The following is a 23,681-nucleotide window of genomic DNA, read 5'->3' on the forward strand; positions in this document are numbered from 1 at the left end:
ATAACATAATAAAGGCCCTCCGGATCCGGAGGGCCTTTATTATGTTATAACTTAGTTTAACTATACAGCATCTATCGCTTCGCGCAGTGCCTTTGCAGCTGCCGCCGGGTCTTCAGCTCCATAAATGGCCGCACCTGCAACCGCTACCTGAGCGCCCGCTTTAATAACTGAAGCAACGTTGCTCAGGTTTACACCGCCCGCTATTGAAACAGGTACACCTGCTCTCGCTGCCTCATCAATCAGCACCTGGATAGAATAACCTGCAGTCCATTGCTCGTCCAGTCCGGCGTGCAGTTCCACAAATTCAACACCTAATTCAGTTACTTCCTGCGCACGTTTAACACGATCCGGGTAACCTATGGTATCTACCACTACCCCCTTACCATGTGCTTTCGCTGCTTTAACGGCACCAATAATGGTGGCGTTACCTGCGGCTCCCATTACGGTAACCAGGTCTGCCCCTGCTTTAAAAGCGATATCTGCTTCCAACTCTCCGGCATCAGCCGTTTTCAGATCAGCAAACACCAGTTTATCAGGATGCGCTTTCTTCATAGCTGTAATAACGGCGGATCCCATGTTCTTGATCAGCGGGGTACCCAGTTCGATAATGTCCACGTAAGGTGCAACTTTTGCGGCAAGCGCTAATGCTTCCTCTGTTGTTAATAAGTCTATTGCTACTTGTAATTTTGCCATTACTTGATTTATTGATTTGAATTGATATGATTAACTATTTTATTATTCCATGTTTGCGTGACGTTTCCAGAGCTCTTCAGCAGGTGTGCCGTCAATTTTCCATAACTGCATAAATACCGCATCGCCTACCAAAAGGACGGCTTGCTCAAATAGGCTCCCGGCATATTGCTTTGATATACCCCCGTTATGATCTTCTTTCTCAGCAGCAGGTATCAGAATGTTAATATCTGCAATCCCGGCCAGTAAAGAGGATGAATTGGTAGTCATCGCAGCTACACGTGCGCCAACCTTTTTAGCCTTTTCGGCTGCTTTAACAATAGTACTGGTAGTTCCCGAGCCTGACGCGGCCCATAACAAATCTCCCGCTTTAATAGCGGGCGTTGTAGTATCACCTATAAAATAAACTTTTAATCCCAGGTGCATCAAACGCATAGCTATGGAGCGCATAGAAAAGCCCGAACGGCCGGAAGCGATCAGGAAAATAGCAGATGCCTCGTTTATACTACTAATCAGTTCTCCGAAATTGCGGTAGTCGATTTTCTCTGCTAAGTCGGTATTCTCATACAACACCTGTATCATGTCTGCTTTAATGGCAGCGGCGGTTTCTTGATTGTATTGCTTTGTTAACTCCATTTCAAAGATTTTAATTCATCGGCAAAAGTATGCTCATACTCGTCGATAAGGTTATACAAATAGCCACATTAGGTGGACTATTTGGAAATAACATCAATTAAAAGTCATAATAGGGCAGCTCCATAGAGATCAGTTCAGAATAGTCCACCTAACTACTTGATTATTTAATTCGTTAATGCCTCAGTAGCTATCTTTACAGGATGGCAAATGATACAAAAGACAATCGCCTTGCAACAGCAATGATCTATATCAGAAACTTAAATAACTGCCCGCCCAGTTATTTAAATGATCCCGGCAGAAAAGACTTTTTTGAGATTGTATGGTTGAAAAACGAAGATCCTTTACATGCTTTAAAAACAAACGATTTTGACACTAAAGGAGATTGGATCTACCTGATCCCCCCGTATCGGGTACACCAGTTAAATAAAGCCGGCAAGAACGGGGAGTTGATATCCTTTAAAAGAGAGATCCTCGAAGAAGAAGATAAAGAGTTCTTACTTGATATTTTCAAGATATTTAACGTACAAGGGGAGTTCTCCTGCCTGCGATTAGACAAGGCTGCCGCAGATGATCTGAGTGGTATTTATACTTTGTTGATTGGTGAATACCAGAAATCACCAGAGGACCTCGTAATCTTAAAAACGCTATTGAAAGTGTTTCTGCTAAAGCTGATAAAGGTAAAAGAGGAAGAGTTTACCACTCATGATATCCAACAGAAACGAGTTTACGAGTTTTTAATGCTGCTGGAAGGAAACTACCTACTTGTACGCAACATTGACTTCTACGCCGGCAAACTGGACGTTAGCTCCAAGCGACTGAATCAAATACTGAAAGAGAAATTAGGCAAGACCGGAACGCAGATCATCCATGACCGGATCATACTGGAGGCCAAACGGCTGATCATACACAGCGAACACACTATTAAAGAAATTGCCTTTGAACTTGGATTTTCTGACCGCCCTTATTTTAGTCGTTTCTTTAAAAAGCAAACAGCACAAACGCCGGATGAATTTCAGAAACAGGCACAGAATCATTTAAAACTAAAGTCTAATACCTTAATTTAAGCCTACCCTAGAAATACTTAAGCCAAAAACATACTGCTAAAACCACAATCCGGATAAATATTTCGGCATTTATAAAATATGCCCTCTCCATTTTGCTGCCCATCAGTTTGCATCTTTCCTTACGCAAACTTTACCTAAGTTGAACCGATCATAGAACCAACGGCTATAAATGCCCGGCACCTATTTTTGATCCGCTTTACAAAATCACCGACTATCCTACATGAAAAGCATTTGTGGTGTTAAAGACCCGTGTCAAATAGTCTGTAAATAAATAAACGGGAATTAGTTACGGTTTATTTATTGGCGGTGTCTAATTAATATAAAGTAAATAGCGGTTAGCACATAACAATACTAACACAGTATCGATGATAAATTTTATTGATACAATCTTGAATAAATTATTAGTTTGAAATTTTACTTAGAAAGGCGATTTAATTTGCTTCAGGGTGAAATTATCTAAATGAAGCAACTCAAACTTGTTTAAACACGTAATTAACTGCAACTTGAGAGTCGATTCCCCGATCACACAATAACCTTAACATTCAAAATGTCTAAACATCACGGTCAGATAATAGAATATGCCGTTCGCAGGGCTGGTTACAACCTAAGTGAGCTTGCAAAGGCACTCGGTGTAAATCGCAGAACTTTATATAATTGGTTTCAAATGCCTAGATTAAGACCAGACCTTATCTATCGCATCGGAAAAATCGTAAGACACGATTTCTCAACAGATTTCCCTGAATTGCTAACTTCAGATCTGGTAGCCAGCGCCTCCCCCAGAATACAAGAATCTATACTTAACGATGAGATATGGAAAGACAAATACATTTCCTTACTCGAAAAGTACAATCATCATTTGAGCCAAAAAATCAAAACCGATATTAATAGTTTTAAATTTCCGGATTGAAGGCTAAATTTTTTTATTTGAAGGATAAGGGCCAGAATTGGCGTCAAGCATAGCTAATCTGACATTTATGATCTTTGAAATTTCGTCATTTGACTGAATCTTTTCGCTTAAGGAAATAATACTTATTTCTTCGTTGGTCAACATCCTCCGTGCTATCGCAACTTTTAAATTCTCAAGAAATTGGTTCATAATATGGTATTTGACTATTTATACGTTAACATTAACTAATTGTTACAACTAATTTGAGTAATGCAATATTTCTTATCGAATTGCAAAAGTTTTTTAACTTCATTCAATTCGGCAAAAATCAAATAGACTTTTATGGAGAAAAATATGCTAGAGTGCATTTATCGGATGCCGGATATTGGCATATTAATTTAATGTCTTAACGGTTAAAAACGAAATGACAAAATTTGAATTTGTGAATGGCTTAGGCAGGGAATTTAATTCACTGATAAGTAAAAGTTTATATTGTTAATAAATACCTGGAAACCTTATTTAGCAAAGTGATTGGTTAAGCATTTACGAAATTTCCGTGCAATGCAATAGGACCGGGTATATCGTTGAAATTAACCATACTTCGTAAACTATTTTCACATTTGGGTATACAATTAACAGGAATAAATCCAGACTCAGCCTGGTTTGAGTAGATTTGATATAGGGCACATCCCCAGATGCTTAACCAATTTTACAGCATGAAATATGAACCTGTCTACATTGCTTGGCATCAGTTGCCATCTTTTTAAACAATTGTAAAGGGGTTGACGGTTTAAGGCTCACCAATGCCCTTTAGCATAGCGTACTCATCTATCCAGTAATAAGTTCAGTTAGGAGTCTCCGAAGAGCGAGTCTAAGGAGACTTTATTTCGTGGTGAGCGAAACGCTGTTCCTTAATAACCTAAGAAGCTACTAATTGCTGATCATTAAGTTTTTTCGATATTCTAATTCTCAAAGCTTCATTGTAGTCTTCAAGTAACTGGATATATTTATCCTTCCACTGCTCAGCATCGCCATCTGTTTTAGTGACAGAGTCAAAACTTTGATTTTGCGGCTTTTTAACCTCAAACTGTTCGCTGGTAAATAATTCAGGAAATTCTTTTGAAAAGTCATGGCGTACGGTGATACCAATTTTGTAGATGATATCGTACTTTAAATTAGGGTTTTGAAAGTAGTTATATATGGACCTTCTATTGACATTTAATTCAGAAGCCAAATCGGTAATACTGTAACCGTTTCTCCTCACTATATACTCTACAATCTGCCCGTGATGATTTCCCATTGCTATTAATTGAGTGATCGCCTAAACAATTTGCGAGCCAAATTAGGGAAATACAACCTAAGGGGGTAGGTTACTCTTATTTTTCCAGAAAACCGTATAAATTTTCAAGATTTGAGAGATCATGTGCTTCTAAAGCAATAACACCCTTGCTGCAGGCAAAGAAATTTTGATCAAATTAAAGGACAGTGTGTGTAAAAACTACACATTTACGATTCTCAAAAATTTCACGGTCGGGGAACGGTCTATTATGTATTGCTTTAGCTTAAAAATAACATCATAATTTGATAACTGAGAAGTGCTAAATTTCAATCGCGAAAGGAACGATTCAGCAGCGACTTAAATTTTAAAATGCATATTTAAATCATATGCATTATGCCATATCACAGCAAGTGGCCCTGCCGGTCGTATTAAATTAAGCAAGCGGAGAAAAGTGCGCGTTCACTGACTGACGAACGACTAATCAATTGTTTTGAGCAAAATTTGAAAATGCGAATACATCTGTGATTGATAGTTGATCCATTCCATAAGACATCTTTTCCATTCGGACCAACTTCAAGATACGCACATTTCTATGATACCTGATGATTGCTAACATTCTTTTTCTTGATCTCCTCATTTGCTTAGTAACATTTATCTATTGGTTTCCATTTATACAGGCTGGTTGTATAAATCAATTGGTTCAATTAATAAAGTTGGTTAAACGCGCCAACTCAACTTCGGGTTACAAGTTAACGCATTTATTATTTAAATAAGTTGTTGAACCGAATCACGTTCCGCTTTTGAGAAATAAGCTATCCCAAAATGGTATAACTGGACATTCAAGGGGACATGTTTTAAATCAGTATTGGCTACTGTTTTTTTAGAATATTTTTACCTGATAAATTAAAAGTTAAAAAATGTCCGATAAAAAACCAATTATTTGGGTCATAGACGATGTGCAGCTCGATAGATTGATTTGCAAGATGGTAATAGACAATGTATTAGAAAACACCATCATAGAAACACTTGAAAACGGCCAGGAAGCAATTGACAGACTCGTTAAAATTGGCTTAACTCAGCCTGATATTTTGCCGGATTACATTTTTCTAGATATCTACATGCCGGTTATGAACGGGTGGCAATTGCTTGCTGAACTGGAACGGTTAGACATATTTTGCGACAAGCAGGTTCATATTTTCATGCTTTCATCATCAATTATGGCAAAAGATATCCAAAATGCCCGTGCAAATTTATTAGTTGAAGATTTCATCAGTAAACCGATTACTCCGAAACTGGTCGAGAAAATTTTTTGTGCGGCCTAGCGCTAAACAAATCGTTTCAACCCTATTAGCTCGAAAGTCGAGCTACATTTCAACACTTTCTTTCATACGAGTTTCACTAAGCAACGTTTCGGTATACTTTTCCAACAGATTAATATATTTTTCCTTCCAGGCATTTGCTTCATCATCTGCGGGATCGGCAGCGAAAGCTTTAGTCTTCGTTCCCGGATTTTTAAAAGGAAAATCATTTTCGGTAAAGTGTTCGGGAAATTCAGTGGAAAAATCATGTCTGATCGTTTGACCCACAACTTGAATAAACACCCTTTTTAAATGCTTTTGTCGAAACAAATTATAAATCGTTCTTCTGTTTACGTTCGCTGCCGTGGCTAAATCAGTTATACTGAAACCGTTCTTTCTTACCACATATTCTACAATATTTCCGTCGTGTTTTTCCATATAAATTATGTTATTCGTATTAATATATCACTCGAACGTTGCTATTAAACGTAGTGTAGAGCGTTTCTAATTCAAATGGTTTAAGCAAAAAATCGTCAAACTTAAATTTGCTGTGGCGTGTCAGGAAATAAACATGTGTAGAATAAGTGATGAGGTTTAGGTCATTTATTGAAATTTAAGTGGTTTCAGCGCAAGGACACAGTCAATCCCTGCTTAATTATCATGCAATAACATGAAATCAGGCTTAATAAAATCAACCCTGATTTCAATATATTTTTACATTCTTTAAAGGAGCAAATTTTACAGTCAGCTTCTTTTTACCATATCACTAAGGATACAAACTTCTTCATCGGCATCCTGAACAGATATCGTATTTACAGCCCTGGGGCTGTAAAATGTAGGACAATTTGATGGGCTCATGTTTGCGGGCAGCTATCTCAGGATGTAAAACTCCGCCAGTCATTAATATTTTAGCCTTCATTGGCTATTTTAGAAGCCGCTATCATCCAACGCAAATGTATTTTTACGCTCTTTCCATTTTCCTTTTGTGAAATCAGGGAACTTTTGCGGCATGTTACCGTCTGCTATTGATTTTTCTGAGAGCGGGGTAATTACGCTCATAGTTAACGAATCGTAAATATCTATCGGAGTTTGTTTCTTTTGTTTAACGGCTTCAACAAAACCATTAAATACAAACCAGTCCATACCGCCGTGACCTGCGCCTTCGGCAAATTTTTCAAATTTCTTCCAAAGTGGGTGGTCGTATTTCTCAAACCAAAGGCTCGCTTTGTCCCACTGGTCATAACTTTTTGATTTGCCCTCAATATAAACTGATTCATTTACATCCATCCAGATCCCCTCGGTACCCTGTACCCTAAAGCCTAGTGAGTACGGGCGCGGCAAGTGGGTGTCATGGCTTAGGGTCACCGTTTCGCCATTTGCACAGTTGATCATGGTAGTGGTTACATCCCCGTTCTTAAATTTGATCTTTGAATTTTTATTGCCGGGAGATACTTTGTCGATATACTTATTCAACCCGATTGATTTTGATGAAAACGACACCAGGTTATTAAAGCTGTTGCCGCGGTTGATATCAATATAATTCATCAGGGGGCCGGCCCCGTGGGTAGGATAAATATCGCCATCGCGGTCAACATTCCACTGCGTGCGCCATTGGGCTTCGCCAACAGTACCGGGGCCAAACTCGGCTCCCTTACCGCTAAAGTTTTTGCCATCATTAAATAATACGCCGCGCAGGTCATGCTGGTATCCCCCCTCCAGGTGCACCAGTTCGCCAAATACATTCTGGCGTGCCATATTTAAAGCAGCCATTACATCGCGGCGATAGCAAACGTTTTCCAGCGTCATGTATGGTACTTTGGTCGTTTCGTAAACCTTTAAAATATCCCAATGATCTTCTTCGGTTATTCCGGCAATAACTTCGCATCCTACATATTTACCAGCAAGCATAGCATCTATTGACTGCTGTTTGTGGAACTGCCACGGGGTAGCTATGATAACGCCATCTATATCCTTACGATCTAGCAGTTTTTTGTAGGCATCCAGCCCACCGGTATATTCTGCAGGGAGTTTCTTTTTTGCTTTTACAAATTGCTCGCGGCAGTATTTCAGGGAGCTTTCCTGTATATCACAAATGGCTATAATCTCCACATCATCGCGAAGCAAACCCTCACCTATATGGTTGCGGCCACGCAAGCCTACACCTATATAACCCAACCTTACCTTACTAGCACTACTTGCAAATAATGACTTTGAAGGCAAAATTGTTAAACCCGCTAATCCAACAGCAGTGTTCCAAACAAATTGTCTGCGATCCATAATTTTTATTTTTTATTTATTGATGTTTTGTAATTGTATTTGTGCCGAAGTTTTTGTTGCCATCCCGTTCCGGCTGACGGCAGTATATAAAATAATGAGGCAAGCTGGTATAAGATTGCTGCTTTGGCTTTTGTTGCTTAGTTCGGTTGTAATATCTGACATATTCGGGGGATCAGGAGTGGTTTATAAAGCTTCCGGACTAAAATTGATCTCTTTAAAAAACTGGCTCAAATGAAACTCGGGCTCAGGTGCCTCTATATTGCTCCAGCACAGATAGTGCGGTTCGGGCAGGCCGTCGCCGCATTTAAAAAAGTTAACCCGTGCCCTACTGTTTTCGAACGATAATGCCGGATGAAACTTAAATATTGTTTTGGGGATGCATAAAGTAAGCTCCCAATGTACATTGCCAATAGTAGTGTTCCTGATCAGCGTTTGATGAGCGATTGTTTTTAATAAGTTCACCGGTATAAAGGTACGCCCTGTTTTGTGTTGCCCGTATTGCACTCTGCTGTTGCCCATACAGTTAAACTCCAGGTTGTAATAGTTGGGATCATCGTCAAACGCAATAAAAAATTCCACGCAGCTATCCTCGAAAACCGGATCATTAAACTTATTGTACTCGGCTTTAAGTGTGTGTTCGGTAACGTAGTATTTTAAATAGATACCATTTGCGTTATGGGTCAACACAAATGATGCCTGCGGCTGCTTTGCCCCTGCCGACCAAGGCGCATATTGAATCTGCCTACGCTCATAGGTATCCAATCTGGCTGAGATATGCTCAACCGCGTGCTGGTCATCGACACCATTAAGCGACAAAATGTTTACTATCAGAGCGGTCTCCATTAGTGTTGCGTGGTCTTGTAACTGTCCATTTCGTTCAAGATGGTCTGGTGCATTTGTGCTGCATTGGCGTCCAGCATCTTCAATAACTGGAACTGCGCTCTTGCCCTTTGTAAATTATGACCATCAAACTTTACTTTAAAATAGGTATCGCCATTAATATGATCTGTTAAGAAACGTACTGCCTGCATGTAGGGTAACAGTAAGGCACCTTTCATCAGCGAATTCACTTCGGCATCCGTCAGGAACTGGTAGGCTTCTTTTAAATATCCTTGCACATAGGCATTAAACAGCGGCATATTCAGCAGAATTTTGCTCAGGTCAGCTTCATCTTCGGTTGTCGTGTTAATGATGGTACGGATGGCATCACCAAAATCGTACGCTACATAACCGTCCATTACGGTTTCCAGGTCTATAACGCACTGGGCTTCGTCGTTACTATTCAGCAATACGTTATTGAACTTGGTATCGTTATGGATAACCCGTTTTGGCAATGCAGCCATTTGCGCAGGCTGCTGAAAATATTGCATGCTATCTTTGTATTGCTTTACAATAGCTAATTCCGCGGCAACCGATACCACCCTGCCCTGCACATCGTGCTGTACGGCTTCGTCCAGCTGTTTAAGCCTTACCTGTATGTTGTGAAAGTTTGGAATCACCTCGTATATTTCACCGGCCGGAATATCTGATAGCATCGCTTGAAATTTACCGAATGCCTTGCCGCCCTCGTAAGCCTGCTTTGGGGTTTCAACTACATTGTAGCTTTTAGTATTACTTAAAAAGTAAAACATGCGCCAGTAGTCACCAGCGCTGTCCTGATAAAAAAAACGATTGCTATCCGTCGGGATTAGGGTCATTACCTCTGTAAAAGGATCTCCCGTACCCAGATCCTTCATTTTGCTTTTAAGATGCTCAGTTACCCTTTGCATGTTATCAGTAAGCTTTTCTACATTAGTAAAAATATGTTGATTTATACGCTGCAACAGGTAGTCGGTTCCACCGGCTGATAGATTTTTTAACTTAAACGTATCGTTTATATGCCCCGAGCCGTAAGGGACTTGTGAACTTACATCAGCCGCACATTTAAAGTGGGATACAACCTCAGCTATGTTTTTAGAACTTTGCACTATTTTTTAGAATTTTATGTAAAATATATCAATCCACACCAGGTAAGGATCATTCACTAAATTATTGAGAACCTACCAATAAACAGAATCATCTGCCCCAATATCGATCCTTAAATTTACATGCCTCACCGCTTTATCATTACCAAATGAACCGGTTTGCCATGTATATGCCGGCATATAGCTCCGTTAAAAGTAAGTTGCCCATCGTAGTAGCTTAAGGTTTTTGTTACTATTTAATTAACTCAAACACCGGCAACCTGTCGGCCGCTACATCCATCTCTATTCTGGAGGGACCCTTAACCGTTTTGCCCAAATCACTTTTCCATTTTCCTTTTGGCAGGTATATCGTTTTTTTATTGCCATTGGCTAGCATAGGTGCCACCAAGTATTTATCGCCCAACATAAATTGGCCTTGCACACCGGCTAAACCCTGGTTGGGGAACTCATACTCCATGCTACGGGCAATAGGCTCGCCTGTTTTGGCGGCTTGCTTTACCAGCTGCATAATGTAAGGCGTGTATTTGGCCCTAACATCCACTGCCTTTTTTACTGCTGCAAGGTTTTGTTTTGATAACACCCTCCAGGGCGCTACCGAGAACTGCATCATGGGCATCAGCGCCGAGCATTGCGCCGAACGCACTACCAGTTGTTCATCCAATTTATCCCTGCCAATGAATGATCCATACTCGCCGCCGCCAATCATATCCGGGCAGGTGAACTGATAACCCAGCAGGCCGGCAGTTGTCAGATCCGGGATCAGCTTTTGCAGATCTTCCCAGTTGTGTTTTTTATCGCGCAGCCGTTGTACCAATGGCTCACCTCCCATTTTCCACATCGCACGATATTCATTCAGCGGGTAATACAAGCCTAATTCACCCCAAAGCCGGCTTTGCTCGTTTGGTGTTGCCGGTTTAAACGATACCGCGTTTGGCGGGTAAAAATCAGCGTCGCCGGCATCAAACTTAAAGCCATCCAAATGATAGGTGGTCACCATGTGATCTAAGCGGCCTTTAAACCATTTTACAGCTTCAGGGTTGGTAAAATCAAGCACCACGCTGTAACCGTTCCACCAGGAGATTATTGCTGGCTCATCCGCATTTTTTTCCGGGTCACCGGTTTTCACTTTGCCAGCCACCAGCAATAGTTTTTTTGCAAGTAATTCTCTTGCAACTTCGGTATCGGGCGATACAAACGGACTAATCCAAAGCATTACTTTAAAACCCATGGCATGCAGGGTATCAACCATAGCCGCGGCGTTGCTGAACCTATCCGACCGGAAATCAAACCTGCCATAGTAATCAGCCCAGTTGTCATCTATCATGATCACTCCTGGAGGGAAACCATTATCGATAATTGAGTGGGCATACTTTAAAATATCCTTTTGATTTTGGTTATAAACCAACTCAATCCAGCTATTGTACTGCGGCTTGCTGAACAACAGCGTATCCGGCAGTTTACCCTTAGCCGGGAAAAAACGCTTAGAAGCGTTGCTGAATGCCTCGCGTAAATTTTTACCTGCCGAATCTATAGTTACTACGCCTTTTGCATTGCTGATGATCAGTTTAGCATCAGCGATCGTAAATTTAAAAGGTTCCTCGCTCCAAATAAAACGGCCTTTGGTAGATAGCAATAGCGGCGCAGCCTGGTTGCCTTTGGTATCGCCGTACATGTCGTAACTGTAACCATCTTTAAAAGGGGCCAGGTGCGCTTCATTGGAAGCACCGCCGAACCATTTTTCCCCATCTTTAATAGTTATGCTTGTTTGTGCGTATAGCAAGGCACCGTGGGTGCATAGCATCGCGGTAAACAAATATATTTTAATGCCCTTAATCATTTAGCTGGACGTATATTTAGTTAACTTTTATTGTGTGGTTTAACTTGTTGTAACCTGTTGCAGCTTCCCATGTATCGTTGTTGGCTAAACGGATACTGAACTCGGGTTTGGCAGCTATACTTGCGTAAGCATCCGGCAGGTTCAACAACATTTCATAATCGCCGGCAGGAAAGTCTGAAGGGATCTTCACCGTTTCGGTAATGGTGTTTGCGCCGCTGTACCATCTTCTGATATCGGTGGCCAGGTCTAACGATTTCACTTCGTTTGTTTTAGTGTTACGCAGTAATAACTTCACTGTACGCTTATTGTATGGCGATGCATAACCCGCGTTTTTAATATTTAAAGTGATATTGAGATCAGTGCCTTTAACAACGTTATCCGGTAATACGGCGCTTTGTAATACAAAACGGTAACCCAGGTTGCGTTTGATGTTATCCATACAGCCACCATCCTGCCAGTCGTTGGTAACATCGGTATTGTAGTGGGCGTTTATAAAGCTATAGTGCAATGCAGCAAACTCTGCCTGGATCTTTCCTGCAGGCTCACAATCATTGGTTGGGCTGTACCCATCAGAACAGGTTTCTCCACCTACTACTACAAATTTGCTATCGGCTTTAAAGTAATCTTTCAGGGTACTCAAAGCTGCGCCACCAGATTCGCGCAAACTTGAGCTATTTCCATAATCGGTATACGTACCAAAATCATCTGCACTAGCCATAAAGCAATCGTTATGATAGCCTAACCGGGCAATATCAGTCGCGGTGAAAGCTCCGCTTTCCGTTAATGGCGCCGAAGTTACCGGGGCGTTAACACCGTAGATATAACGTTGTTTTAGCTGCGGATAACGCAGCTGGATCATTCTATCAGCAGGTACTGCATCAAGCATGGCTTTAATCACTTCTATCCTGTCTTTCCAGTTTTGGTCAAGCAGCTTTCCCTGGGTAGCATTTGATGAAGCATCGCCAAAAAAGTCGCTGTAATATTGCTCGCCCCAGGTACCTATGAAGCCTAATTGCACACAGGCTACAACATCTGCATTATCATGCAACACCGGTTTTAGCTGCGCGATATGGCTTAGTATGATCGCTTTTGGCGCATCGCCGTAAAGCGGACAAATAAAACCTTCAGGACAGTTACCCGGCTTAGCAGTTGCGGTATAAACAAAGCGTGGAATCAATTTAACCCCAGCGGTACGCGCAGCCTCAAAATCCTTTTTAATGTTGGTAATGAAACTGGCGGAGATAGCCGTGTTGACTACGTCATCCAAAACATAGTATCTGAAAACAAGCGTACTGGCAACCTGATAGTTAGCCGACTGGATAGATTGCGGCGAACGGTAGCCTTTTAATTCATCGGCCGTTAATACCGTATAGTTACTTGAGTGCACCTCCGAGTACCGGTAGAAACCACGCTCGGGGTTAGGAAAATCTTCAGCACTTTCGGGGTAAGTAACATTTACCTTTTCAATCTGGACCAGGTTTGCAACTTTATCTGCACACGATAATGAAAGCAAAAGTGCTGCTAAACAGGTGCATAGGACATAGCCTTTAAATTTTTTGATCATGATCTCTTATTTTAAGAGGAGTTTTATAGTTTAAAAAAGATTCTCTGTTTATAAAGCCAGTAGCATAGGCCCCATTCCAAAACCAGCGCTGCAATAGCTGATATTACTGCCGCGATACTGAGCGGTAGATGGAAGAATAGGTGTAGCAGGTCGCCGGTAAAAATGGCCACCCTGGCATTTACCCATTGTGCACCAACGGTTTCGAAGAATAAGTAAATAAATATGGCGTTCATGCCTACCACCGTAAAGATCCATGCGTATTTAGTGTTGCGTTTCACATCCACTAGCCAATAAACTGCGGCCAGTATCAGCAATACCCATCCTGCTGACGCAAATGCGAACGAACTTGTACTGATGCGTTTAATGATCGGCGTAACTCCCAACCAATCTAACCCAAAGCCGATTACCAGTGCTAATATGCCTGTAATTACCAGCGCCTTTATTTTATAGCTGCTAGTTTTGTTAGATATTAGGAGTTTCCCGGCCAATACACCCCAAATGGTATGTGCTGATGTAGGGATACAGTTAATGGTGACCCAACCATCGCTGTTTATTTTGCCCATGAGCAGCGTATCCGCATAGGCCCCAAAATTTTTCCCTTCTACGAATGGCTGGTCGAAACCAGGCACTAATATGATGCGGTACATAACCTCGGTGAGTAATAACAGACCGAGCGTAAATACAAGCTGCCAACGATATGACCTTTCAATTATCAAATAAGCTACGATAGTGGTAAATGATAATTGAGTAAGCACATTCCAAAGCTCCCAAACGGGCTTGCCGGCATAAAAGCAATGCAGGCCAACACCGCATACCAATAGTTTGAGGCTGCGGATAAGCACATGTTTGAGGTTGTGTCCCCAGCTTTCACCTTTAGCAAGTTTCCGGCTGTAAGAAATATACATCGCAGCGCCCGCCATAAACATAAACGCGGGCTGCACCAGATCCCAGAAACGTAGTCCGTTCCAAGGATGATGAAAAAATTGCATGATCAATCCGCCCATGGGCCGGGCCGGATTGATCTGTTTGATTGCTTCGTAAAGCATGCAACTTTCGCCGCAAAGCAGTATCATAATCAGGCCACGCATCACATCTAACGATACTAAACGACCATTAGCTAATTGATGAGTATTCGAATCATTAACCATAAAACACCATGATATAAATACTTATTTACCGCCTCTACTAATTAATTATCCCGCTATTCACTCATGTCTAAGAAGTAGCTTGATGTACCTGTGTCAGGCGCGCTACCGAATAGTACCGAGTAATCATTTTTAGTTATTTGTATCGCCAAACGTGTACCGGAACCTGTTAAGCCTTTTAACTTGCCACGGGCAATACGCATCTCAAATTTGGTTATGCCGCTTGCCTCTTGCACCGTACCCACGGTTATCGCATCAGCTATTGATTGTTGGGCAAACGAGAAAGCATTCTGATCTGTGCTGTTGTGATAAAATATATCAATGCCGGTTGTAAGCAACTGGCCTTCCAGTAATATATCATACCCACCATCAGGATAGGTCCCGGTAAGTAGCCCTGTAGCCGGGTTGTTATCAGCATCAATATAAAAATCGAAAATATCTGCATCGCTTACTTTCCTGGCCATTTCCACATATGCGTAAATGTAATTACCATCATAATCAAACTTAACCTTGTTAAAAACACCTTTATTAGGGCCCAGGGCTATTACATCTTTGGTAACCGCATCCCAATCAGCCAGCGAATTATCGTTTATTTTAACCGGGGTTATTTTAGCAATACGCAATACGGTTGAGGCTTCGGCACTTTTGCCGTTCACCGATGCAGTAAGCGTAGGCACATATTTTCCTTTACCCGGGTATACATGAGTTGGTTTGGCATCGGTAGATGAAGTCCCATCGCCGAAATCCCATTTATAATTTGTAACACCTTCTGTTTTTACGGTAAAGGTTGCCTTGGCACCGTCAACCTCTACCTCGTAAAGCAAATCAGTTTTAGGAGTGTAATTATCTTTTTTACATGAGCTGATCACCGAACTTGCCACGGCTAGCAACAGCATCAACCGGTAAGCTTTAAATTTTTTCATATCCAATTGTATGTTAATGTGTGATAGGTAATTATGGATTTTGGGTTGCTAAGGGGTTACTTAGTGTTTCATCCACCGGGATATAGTAAATAGTGCGCGGGCTGGTGTACGGCACAGTTAGGTTTGGATAACCTGCCGGCGTTTTTGAAAGGTCTACATCGCTTTCTTTCAAACCTGCAATATGATAGCCCCAGTATGCTTTGTTCAGGGGGCGTTTGTTACGGAAAACATCATAAGTACGGTGGCCTTCAAAAGCCATTTCTATGCGTTTTTCATCTAACACCACATCTAAAGCGGTTTTACCGGCAGGCACTATTTTATTGTAAAGTGAGGCTTCCAAACCTCGGTTTTTGCGAATTTCGTCAACATCATCAAGAGCGGCGGCGGTAGCACTGGTTTTTGCTTCAGCTTCGGCACGTATCAGGTACATTTCTGCCAGCCTGAACATAATTGGCGAACTCAGATTTGGCAGCCCGCCCTGGAAAGAGAACTTACTAATGTAATAAACCTCAATTCCATTCCTCTTTTGAACATTGCCGCTGCCATCTTTTGACGGAACTATGTACGACCAGCGTACATCCTCAGGATGGGCTGACATTAAACCCCGTAATGATGATGAAGCATATTCTTCGCCCCAACCCGAATTACCATCTGAGTAAATCATAGAGGCTATAGAGCCGAATTTCCCATAATCATCTACCGGGGTAAATGCTACACACCAAATGGTTTCACTGGCCGTTTGCGCGTTGGCAAACATAGTTGGGTAGGTAGCTTTGGTAGTTAACGTATACGTGCCGGAATTGATGACCTTATTAGCATACTCAATAGCTTTCGCATTGTCCTCTTTGTAAAGGCTAACCCGCGCCAGCAGTGCATTTGCAGCAGCTTGTGAAGCATATTGAACGCCCCGCGGCTGTGTCATTAAACCTGCAGCTTTCTCCGCATCGGCCAATACAGCGTCGTAAACTTCACTAACCGTTGAACGTGCCTTTTTTGAATCATCTGTAAGGTTTGTACGTAATATGATGCCCGGCGAACCTGGGTCGGTTGTGTACGCCTTACCAAATATCCTAACCAGGTTAAAGTGGCAAAATGCGCGTAAAAAGTAGCACTCGCCCAGTAGCTGGTTAGTAGTCGCATCTGTTTTTCCCGATTTTTCTACCGCGGCTATTACGGTGTTGGCGCCGGTGATTATTTTGTAGGATATATACCAAAAATAACGGGTGTTACCCTGTGCCGGTGAATGATCTAAACTAAAGCTATAATACAATGGATCTGTTGTTACCTGGCCACAAACAATATCATCGCTGGCAAAATCGCTCAGGTGATAAAATTGACGCAAGTACATATTATTTTGATCTACTGACCCACCAAATTCAATATGATCTTTTAATAAAGCGTAAGCCCCGTTTAGCGCATTTGTTAAACCATCAGTTGTGGTAACAATTGTGCCTGTGCTAATGGCATCGCTTGGGTTTACATTAAGGTTTTTACAGCTGCTTGCTGCAACAACCATAAGGGTAATGAAGGTGAATATTTTCTTTTTCATATACTTAATTTTGAAAGGCTGCAGCCTGCTTAAAAGTTAAAATTAACTGTTAATAGATATTGACGGTTGTTAGGATATTTAAAATCGGATATGCCGGGCATTGCAAAACTGCCTGGTGTAATGGTAGTTTGCGGATCCTGCCCTAAAAATTTAGAGAAGGTAGCCACGTTATCAGCAGTTACACCCACGCTTACTCCCTTCATTGCTATTTTTTTAGCCCACACAATAGGGAGGCTGTACGAGAAAGCGATGTTCCGGATGGTAAAGTAGCTGCCATCCTTTAAGTAACGGGTGGACGTTTCTGTAGAATTTGCATTATTTTGCGGGCTGGGCTCGGTGGCTTGGGTATCACCCGGGCCTGTCCAAACGCTGGCACCGTCAGGTAGTTTAATTTGGTTATAATAAGGTTCATGCCCATCGTTCATCATATACCTTAAGTTATTACTAAACACCTTATTACCTACACTAAAATAAGTGCTTACCCGCAAATTAAAGTTTTGGTATCTAAAGCTGTTGTTAAAACCACCCTGAAATTTAGGTAAGGCCGAACCCACTTCCTGGTTAGTAGCTTCTGCATAGTTAAAGGTGCGTTCTTTGGCAACTGCCTTACCATCCGTATTGTAAATTACCTTTTCCCAGGTAGGTGCGCCTGTCTGCGCATCAACACCTGTCCACTTTTTCATGTAAAACTCAAACAGATTACCGCCATTGCGATAAATCTGCGATACGTTTGTAGTACTTGGGCTGGTTTTTACGATATCTGAAGGGAAGGCCGCCAGTGTGTTTTTATTATAGTTGATGGTGAAATCGGTAGTCCACTCAAAGTTTTTGGATTTTAGGTTCGTCGAGTTAATGCCCAATTCGATACCCTTATTGATGACTGTACCGGCGTTTTCCCATTTGGTTTCGAAACCAACGGAAAGCGGTTGCGATACCTGTAGTAACAGATCTTTGGTATCATTGCGATAAACATCTATTGTCAGGTTTACACGCTTAAATAAACCGATGTCGATACCGGCATTAATCTGGCGTTTACTTTCCCAGGTAAGGTTAGGGCTCTCTAACTGATAAGGGATAGCGCCAACCAAACCATTGTATTGCGTGGTTAATGAGAACAAGCCAAGAAAACGTGATGCACCTATATCCTGTGTACCGGTTATACCGTAGCTACCGCGGATCTTTAAATTGTTTATTACACTATTATCCTTCAGGAACTCTTCGCTGCTGGCTAACCATGCAGCAGATACTGATGGAAAACCACCGTAATGCTTACTTGGTGCAAAGTTTGATGAACCATCGTATCTGTACGAGCCCGAAAGAAAGTATTTGTCTTTATAGCTATAGTTAACCTGTGAGATTAATGACTGCAACAAGTATTTGTTATTAGCGCCATTAACCAGCTGGTTATTAGATACTACGTTCAGCACGCTGAGGCCTTCAGGTAATCCCTTACCAGAACCGCCGGAATATTCGTTCTTACTGCTTTCGAACGCGCCACCAACCAAACCACTAATATTGTGATCACCGAGCCTGAAATCGAATTTAAACAACTGGTTACTTACAAGGCCGTAGTTTAGGGTGTTCAACTCATCAAGGTAACCTGTGCCGTGGTAGGTACCAGCGGCCAATGGCGATACAAAGTTTCTGCTTTTATCAAATGATGCTGCCACCCTATTGGTACTTGCAAAGGTTAACCAATTGGTGATGTGGAGATTGATACCCAAATCGCAATTAAGATTAAATCCTTTGTAAGAGTGATCGGAATTTTGAACGGTATTGATCGGATTAATTTTGTCTCTTGACCACCATATGAATTTTGAATTACCGTCTACATAAATTGCGTTACCTGCGGCATCGTAGGGGTTATCCCAGGGCAAATTCAGGAACGAGTAATACACGTCCATATAATCATAGCTTTTGCCTTGCGATGCGCTTAAGTTAATATTATTGGTAACATTCAAAATTTTAGAGAAATGGTAAGTTGAATTACCGCGTAAGTTAACCCGCTCAAAATTGGTGTTGATGAACGTACCCATTTCTTTATAGTAGGACGCTCCTACATAATAATCGTTCTTTTCGGTTTTGCCACTGGCCGACAGGTAGAAGTTATACACCGGTGCTTTTTTGAATGACTCTTTGGACCAGTTATAATCCTGGTTGCGTAAGGACAAAGGGCGCTCTGTGTAAAACTTTGCTAAGTCGATCTTATAGGAGTTGTCAGTAGCGCCTACAATATAATCACGGTAGAACTCCTTTTGGTAGTCGTAAAGTTCATTACTGTTCATCACGTTGAGCTTACCAAAATCCGCAGTCCTGAAACCGGTAGAAACTTTGGCCTCAAACCTGGTTTCGCCAGATTTTGCAGTTTTAGTGGTAACGATAATTACCCCTGCGTTGGCCTGCGAACCGTACAAAGCCGTAGCACCTGCATCTTTCAATACCGTAACGCTTTCCACATCATTAGGATCGTAGTTACCGCCAATGATACCATCAACCACAAAAAGCGGGCTTTGGCTGGCGTTAACAGACGACACTCCACGCAGCCTGATCTCAGCAACGGCACCCGGCGCACCAGAGCTGTTCACCACGTTTAAACCTGCTACTTTACCTTGCAGCATTGTACCAATGTCATTTGAAGTAACGTCCTTAAGTTTGCTGGCCGATACCACGCTTACCGCACTCGTTAGTTCGTTTTGCTTTTTGCTGGTATAACCTACTACAACAACATCGTTTAGTTGCTGTACATCTTCTGTTAACTGAACCTGGATACCGGTTTGGCCACCGGTCACCGGAATTTCTTTAGGCAGGTAGCCTACAAAGCGTACCACTAAAGTTGCTTTGCCCGCCGGTACGTTTACAGTAAAATCTCCGTTAACATTTGTTATAACGGCGGTGTTTGTGCCTTTAAGCGAAACGGTTACGCCTGCCATAGGTAGCTTGTCCAGCGCAGATACTACACGCCCCGTAACCGGCAAAGATTGCGAGAAACCATGCAGGCAAAACATGATAGCGCAAGAACAGATAAGTAAAATTTTCCTGGTCATATTTGTGTGGTTTAGTTTAAAAGTTGATCTTCAGATTGTTGCATATTGTAAAAGTGATGTAAAATTATTGTTAACGAAAGGGTGCCATAAGATGCAAAAGCACTACAAAGACTACGCAAACGGTTGCGCCGGGTACGCAACCGTTTGCGCTATTTTACGCACCCGATTGCGTAAAATACATTTAAGCGCACATTAGCAGATTATTATTGGCTGTTTAACACCAATCACGCCATTTAATATATGGCAAACAGGAAGTAGAGGATTAATTATTTGGCAGAAGTGTAATCGATCATTTCTGAATCGATAATGTGTTGCAAAAATGGAAGTTCGCGGGCATTTGGTCGCGTCGCGTTATTTATCATCTCGAAAAGAAAGCCAGCTGCCATAGTGGCCTGCTTGTTTGCAAATTGTTCGATAGAAGCCAAAGGCACACTGTCCATATATTCCCAAATAGGTAAGTTGGCAAAACTGATAAAGCTTATGTCTTTATTTACCACCAGGCCTGCAGACTTTACGGCGGCTATGCAATCCAGCAAAACATAATCATTAAATACTATAACTGCGGTTGGTGGCTCGTCCAGCCCAAGAAGTTTATCAATTGCCTTAACATTATCGGCTTTGGCCAGGGTTGTGGATACAATAATATCCTGGTCTATCGGCAGGTGGTTCTCTTTCAAACACCTAAAATAAATCTCCAGTCTTTGCAGCGTGGCAGCAAGTTTAGCGGGGCCATTGATCAAGCCTATCCGGCTATGGTTCATTTGCACCAGCTTGGTTATGGCCTGCAGCATACCTGATACGAGGTTGCAAGCCACGTAATTAATATCTTTGCGGTTGGGCACCCTATCAAAAAACACCACAGGGATATTGTATTTCTTTAGGCTGTCGAAATGCTCGTAGGTGGACGTTTCTTTGGTGAGCGATACCAGCACGCCATCAACGCGGTGGTGTTTCATATTTTCCACTATCTTTTTCTCACGCTCAAAGTTATTAAGCGATTGCCCGATGATCACATTGTAATTGCTGGCTTCGGCGGCATCCTCTACACCTGTTAGTGCTGCCGAAAAAAATGGTTCAGAGAGATCAGGGATAATAACACCGATAGTATAGGTTTTACGCTCTTTAAAGTTAATGGCCATTTTGTTAGCCTCGTAACCCAGCTCTTTGGCCACTTTATGCACCCGCATGGTAGTTACCAACCCAATGCTCGGATGGTCATGCAGCGCCCGCGACACGGTAGATGCAGCTACATTGAGCCTTTTAGCTATCTCTTTAATAGTAGGTAACTTGTTGTTCAACATAGGTTTCTGGCGGTGCATTACTTATAGTTTGGTAAAGCTAACAATTTACTTTAATGAATATAGTTTTGCAGTCCTTACTTATGGCCGTAATACATGCTATAAGCGGTCATCGAACACATTAGCTGTTTACCATTACCGGAAAGCGCTACCGGCCCCCTTGGTGAGCTATTGTTTAATCCAGAATAACTTGGTCTCCCTGATGATAATAAGGTGTGAATCATGTAATTAATTAAAAAAATTGTGTAATAGATCGGCTGCTGAAATGGCGCAGATTTGTTAGGTTCTGTATAAAGAATGATGCAGAGCCTATTGACTGGAATGCCCCCCCAGCGATTGCTATTACAAACGTATACTTAGTTCTACACAACGCGCAAATACGGCGTATAAATAACATCTATTATTCAAGAGTAATTACACATGATTAAAACTTCTACCAATGATTAAAAAAAACCTCGCAAGCACTATGGCCCTTTTATGTGCTGTTGGCTTAACAATCGGATCGTGTAAAAAAGACTCAGCAATTCTGTCGGAAGCTTCTTCCGCAAATCTAACGGCCCAGGCGTTAGCAGCAACAGGAAACATTTCAATGGCTGGTTTATCACCTGGTTTTACATTAGGTATAAATGGCCACCCTCTTGGGGACGCTGCTTACCTAAGTGTATCTGCAGCAGATCAAATTAATTTGATCAAGAAAATGGGCATGGGCATTTATCGTATAAACGTTATGTCAACAAGTGATGGTACGGTCACCGTTCCAGAAAGGTTGCAGCCATTGCTGGATGCAGCTGTAGCAGCTGATATTACCTTACTACCTATGCTGTATACAAGTACGCTTGATTTCGACGATACAGAAGCGATTGCATATACAAAGGGTAATAACGTTGGTGGTAACTTTGCTGCCAAATACGCATCGGTATTTAAGTATTACGATATGGGTAACGATTTAGATATTGGCATTATCAATGATGGCAAGGATGGCCGTGTTGCGGAGGACTATGACCAAAAAAAATTATTGATTACTGCGTCCTATCTTAAAGGTATGAATGATGGTATTCACGCCAACGACCCAGATGCGCAAACCATGATGTCGTCCAGTTGGGTGCATTGGGGCTTCATCAAATTCTGTGAGAATTATGGTGTTAACTTTAATATTTTGGCTTACCACTGGTATTCTGACATGGAAGTTGAGATTCAGAATTCAAATAATTTAAACATCACAGATATTACCCTTACTTTGAACGACCTATTCCCCGGTAAACCCATTTGGATCACCGAAGTTAATTTAAGGCCGGGCAACATGAGCGTTTTTGAAGCTGACCAAAACTCGTTCTTAACCAGCTTTATTGCTAAATGTAAAGCTAACCCCACCGTTAAAGCATTTTTAATATACGAGCTGTTTGATGAACCTTACAAAACCGGGGGCGAAGAATACTATGGAATAACTAAATGGGCAACGCCGTTTACCGAGTGGATCAACAGACCTGCCGCTAAAAATTTCATCAAGGTAGCCACGCCTGAACTAATAACTGATATAACCACAGCTACAGGCGCTAAACCGAAGCTAAACAACTTTATTGCAGGCGCTACCTATTATACTGACAGGCTTTATAGAATAACGAAAAAAACACCTGGTTATTTACTTAAAAACCCAATAATTGAAACAGTTAATGATGATAAACTAAACACATTAAGCTCTTACCTATCTTTTAATCTTAACCGTGCATCTACCATATATATTGCATACGATCCGCGTGCCAAAAAAATTCCTACATGGCTGCAAAGCTGGACTAAAACTACAGATAAAGTAGGAATTACTGACCCTAAGGTGTCCTCCTTGGATTTATATGCTAAAGAGTATGCAGCCGGACAAGTCACATTAGGCGGAAATCTTTCAAATTCTGCCACGGGCGCTCAAACCCATTATTTGGTCATAGTGAAGGAAAAATAGGTTCAGCTTTTGCTATAAACCAACAAATTTCAATTTAAGGGTGAGCATTATGTTCACCCTTTTAATATTATCATTCCAGAGTGCTTATTTTATAATTGATCTGCATCAGGTAATATAACCGTACGAATACTTCTATCAAATGTAAACATCGGTCACATACTGGTACTCCTAAAATACCAAGCTGGTTCCGCAGCGCAGTCTACAACCCTCTTTAAACCTCAATAACAGGCCATAATTACAGGATAAATTATGCCAGGGAGAGATCATCAATTGTTG

General features: G+C 41.6%; 20 protein-coding genes. 5 read left to right on the forward strand and 15 right to left on the reverse strand.

The annotated features are described in order from the left end of the window. Window positions 1-60 precede the first annotated feature (60 nt). Together A0256_03165 and A0256_03170 are read right to left on the reverse strand one after the other, a co-directional pair. Window positions 61-693 carry a 3-hexulose-6-phosphate synthase gene (locus A0256_03165; GenBank protein ID AMR30491.1) on the reverse strand — a complete coding sequence of 211 codons (633 nt, stop codon included), beginning with the start codon at window positions 691-693 and terminating at the stop codon, window positions 61-63. A gap of 42 nt (window positions 694-735) precedes the next feature. Continuing rightward, a complete protein-coding gene (locus A0256_03170) occupies window positions 736-1,326 on the reverse strand; it encodes a 6-phospho 3-hexuloisomerase (GenBank protein ID AMR30492.1) in 591 nt (196 codons plus the stop codon). Between the two features lie 200 nt (window positions 1,327-1,526). On the opposite strand from A0256_03170, the gene A0256_03175 reads away from it, so the two are divergent. Beyond that, on the forward strand, window positions 1,527-2,390 hold the full coding sequence (locus A0256_03175; GenBank protein AMR30493.1) for an AraC family transcriptional regulator: 864 nt from the start codon (window positions 1,527-1,529) through the stop codon (window positions 2,388-2,390). Window positions 2,391-2,937: 547 nt separating this feature from the next. Then, entirely contained in the window at window positions 2,938-3,297 is a 360-nt protein-coding gene (locus A0256_03180) for a hypothetical protein (GenBank protein ID AMR30494.1), read from the forward strand. A gap of 3 nt (window positions 3,298-3,300) precedes the next feature. Here A0256_03180 and A0256_03185 read toward each other — a convergent pair whose 3' ends face one another. Both A0256_03185 and A0256_03190 read right to left on the reverse strand, forming a co-directional pair. Continuing rightward, the gene (locus tag A0256_03185; protein ID AMR30495.1) at window positions 3,301-3,486 is read right to left on the reverse strand and encodes a hypothetical protein; all 186 of its coding nucleotides are present in this window, start codon (window positions 3,484-3,486) and stop codon (window positions 3,301-3,303) included. Window positions 3,487-4,195: 709 nt separating this feature from the next. Next, the gene (locus A0256_03190; GenBank protein AMR30496.1) at window positions 4,196-4,576 is read right to left on the reverse strand and encodes a hypothetical protein; all 381 of its coding nucleotides are present in this window, start codon (window positions 4,574-4,576) and stop codon (window positions 4,196-4,198) included. Window positions 4,577-5,472: 896 nt separating this feature from the next. Here A0256_03190 and A0256_03195 point away from each other — a divergent pair. Continuing rightward, on the forward strand, window positions 5,473-5,877 hold the full coding sequence (locus tag A0256_03195) for a hypothetical protein (GenBank protein AMR30497.1): 405 nt from the start codon (window positions 5,473-5,475) through the stop codon (window positions 5,875-5,877). A 42-nt stretch (window positions 5,878-5,919) separates the two neighbouring features. Here the strand turns inward: A0256_03195 and A0256_03200 are convergent, their stop codons facing one another. The 10 genes from A0256_03200 to A0256_03245 all read right to left on the reverse strand — a co-directional run bounded on the left by A0256_03200 (window position 5,920) and on the right by A0256_03245 (window position 20,108). Continuing rightward, window positions 5,920-6,291 (reverse strand): hypothetical protein, encoded by a 372-nt coding sequence (locus A0256_03200; GenBank protein ID AMR30498.1) that lies wholly within the window; start codon window positions 6,289-6,291, stop codon window positions 5,920-5,922. Between the two features lie 489 nt (window positions 6,292-6,780). Then, a complete protein-coding gene (locus A0256_03205; protein ID AMR30499.1) occupies window positions 6,781-8,130 on the reverse strand; it encodes a glycosyl hydrolase in 1,350 nt (449 codons plus the stop codon). A gap of 183 nt (window positions 8,131-8,313) precedes the next feature. Then, window positions 8,314-8,973, reverse strand: coding sequence for a hypothetical protein (locus A0256_03210; GenBank protein AMR30500.1), 660 nt, complete (start codon window positions 8,971-8,973; stop codon window positions 8,314-8,316). After that, on the reverse strand, window positions 8,973-10,097 hold the full coding sequence (locus A0256_03215) for a desulfatase (protein AMR30501.1): 1,125 nt from the start codon (window positions 10,095-10,097) through the stop codon (window positions 8,973-8,975). Before A0256_03215 ends, A0256_03210 begins: the two co-directional genes overlap by 1 nt. 229 nt (window positions 10,098-10,326) lie before the next feature. After that, window positions 10,327-11,931 (reverse strand): glycoside hydrolase, encoded by a 1,605-nt coding sequence (locus A0256_03220; GenBank protein ID AMR30502.1) that lies wholly within the window; start codon window positions 11,929-11,931, stop codon window positions 10,327-10,329. 16 nt (window positions 11,932-11,947) lie between these two features. Beyond that, window positions 11,948-13,495 carry a hypothetical protein gene (locus tag A0256_03225; protein AMR30503.1) on the reverse strand — a complete coding sequence of 516 codons (1,548 nt, stop codon included), beginning with the start codon at window positions 13,493-13,495 and terminating at the stop codon, window positions 11,948-11,950. 23 nt (window positions 13,496-13,518) lie between these two features. Beyond that, window positions 13,519-14,583 carry an N-acetylglucosamine transporter gene (locus A0256_03230; protein ID AMR34412.1) on the reverse strand — a complete coding sequence of 355 codons (1,065 nt, stop codon included), beginning with the start codon at window positions 14,581-14,583 and terminating at the stop codon, window positions 13,519-13,521. 113 nt (window positions 14,584-14,696) lie between these two features. After that, window positions 14,697-15,563: a cell surface protein gene (locus A0256_03235; protein AMR30504.1), complete on the reverse strand. Its 867-nt coding sequence runs from the start codon at window positions 15,561-15,563 to the stop codon at window positions 14,697-14,699. Window positions 15,564-15,594: 31 nt separating this feature from the next. Continuing rightward, window positions 15,595-17,112: a glycan metabolism protein RagB gene (locus tag A0256_03240; GenBank protein ID AMR30505.1), complete on the reverse strand. Its 1,518-nt coding sequence runs from the start codon at window positions 17,110-17,112 to the stop codon at window positions 15,595-15,597. Between the two features lie 29 nt (window positions 17,113-17,141). Beyond that, window positions 17,142-20,108 carry a SusC/RagA family TonB-linked outer membrane protein gene (locus A0256_03245; protein ID AMR34413.1) on the reverse strand — a complete coding sequence of 989 codons (2,967 nt, stop codon included), beginning with the start codon at window positions 20,106-20,108 and terminating at the stop codon, window positions 17,142-17,144. A gap of 7 nt (window positions 20,109-20,115) precedes the next feature. Between A0256_03245 and A0256_03250 the strand changes: the two genes are divergently transcribed. Beyond that, window positions 20,116-20,352 carry a hypothetical protein gene (locus A0256_03250; GenBank protein ID AMR30506.1) on the forward strand — a complete coding sequence of 79 codons (237 nt, stop codon included), beginning with the start codon at window positions 20,116-20,118 and terminating at the stop codon, window positions 20,350-20,352. Window positions 20,353-20,422: 70 nt separating this feature from the next. Here A0256_03250 and A0256_03255 read toward each other — a convergent pair whose 3' ends face one another. Next, complete coding sequence (locus A0256_03255) at window positions 20,423-21,457, reverse strand: LacI family transcriptional regulator (GenBank protein ID AMR34414.1); 1,035 nt, start codon at window positions 21,455-21,457, stop codon at window positions 20,423-20,425. 436 nt (window positions 21,458-21,893) lie between these two features. Here A0256_03255 and A0256_03260 point away from each other — a divergent pair, with 436 nt between their 5' ends. Beyond that, window positions 21,894-23,405, forward strand: a complete 1,512-nt coding sequence (locus A0256_03260) for a hypothetical protein (protein AMR30507.1) — start codon at window positions 21,894-21,896, stop codon at window positions 23,403-23,405. Window positions 23,406-23,681: the final 276 nt, after the last annotated feature.

Source organism: Mucilaginibacter sp. PAMC 26640 (genome assembly GCA_001596135.1).
In the GTDB taxonomy this organism is placed as follows: domain Bacteria; phylum Bacteroidota; class Bacteroidia; order Sphingobacteriales; family Sphingobacteriaceae; genus Mucilaginibacter.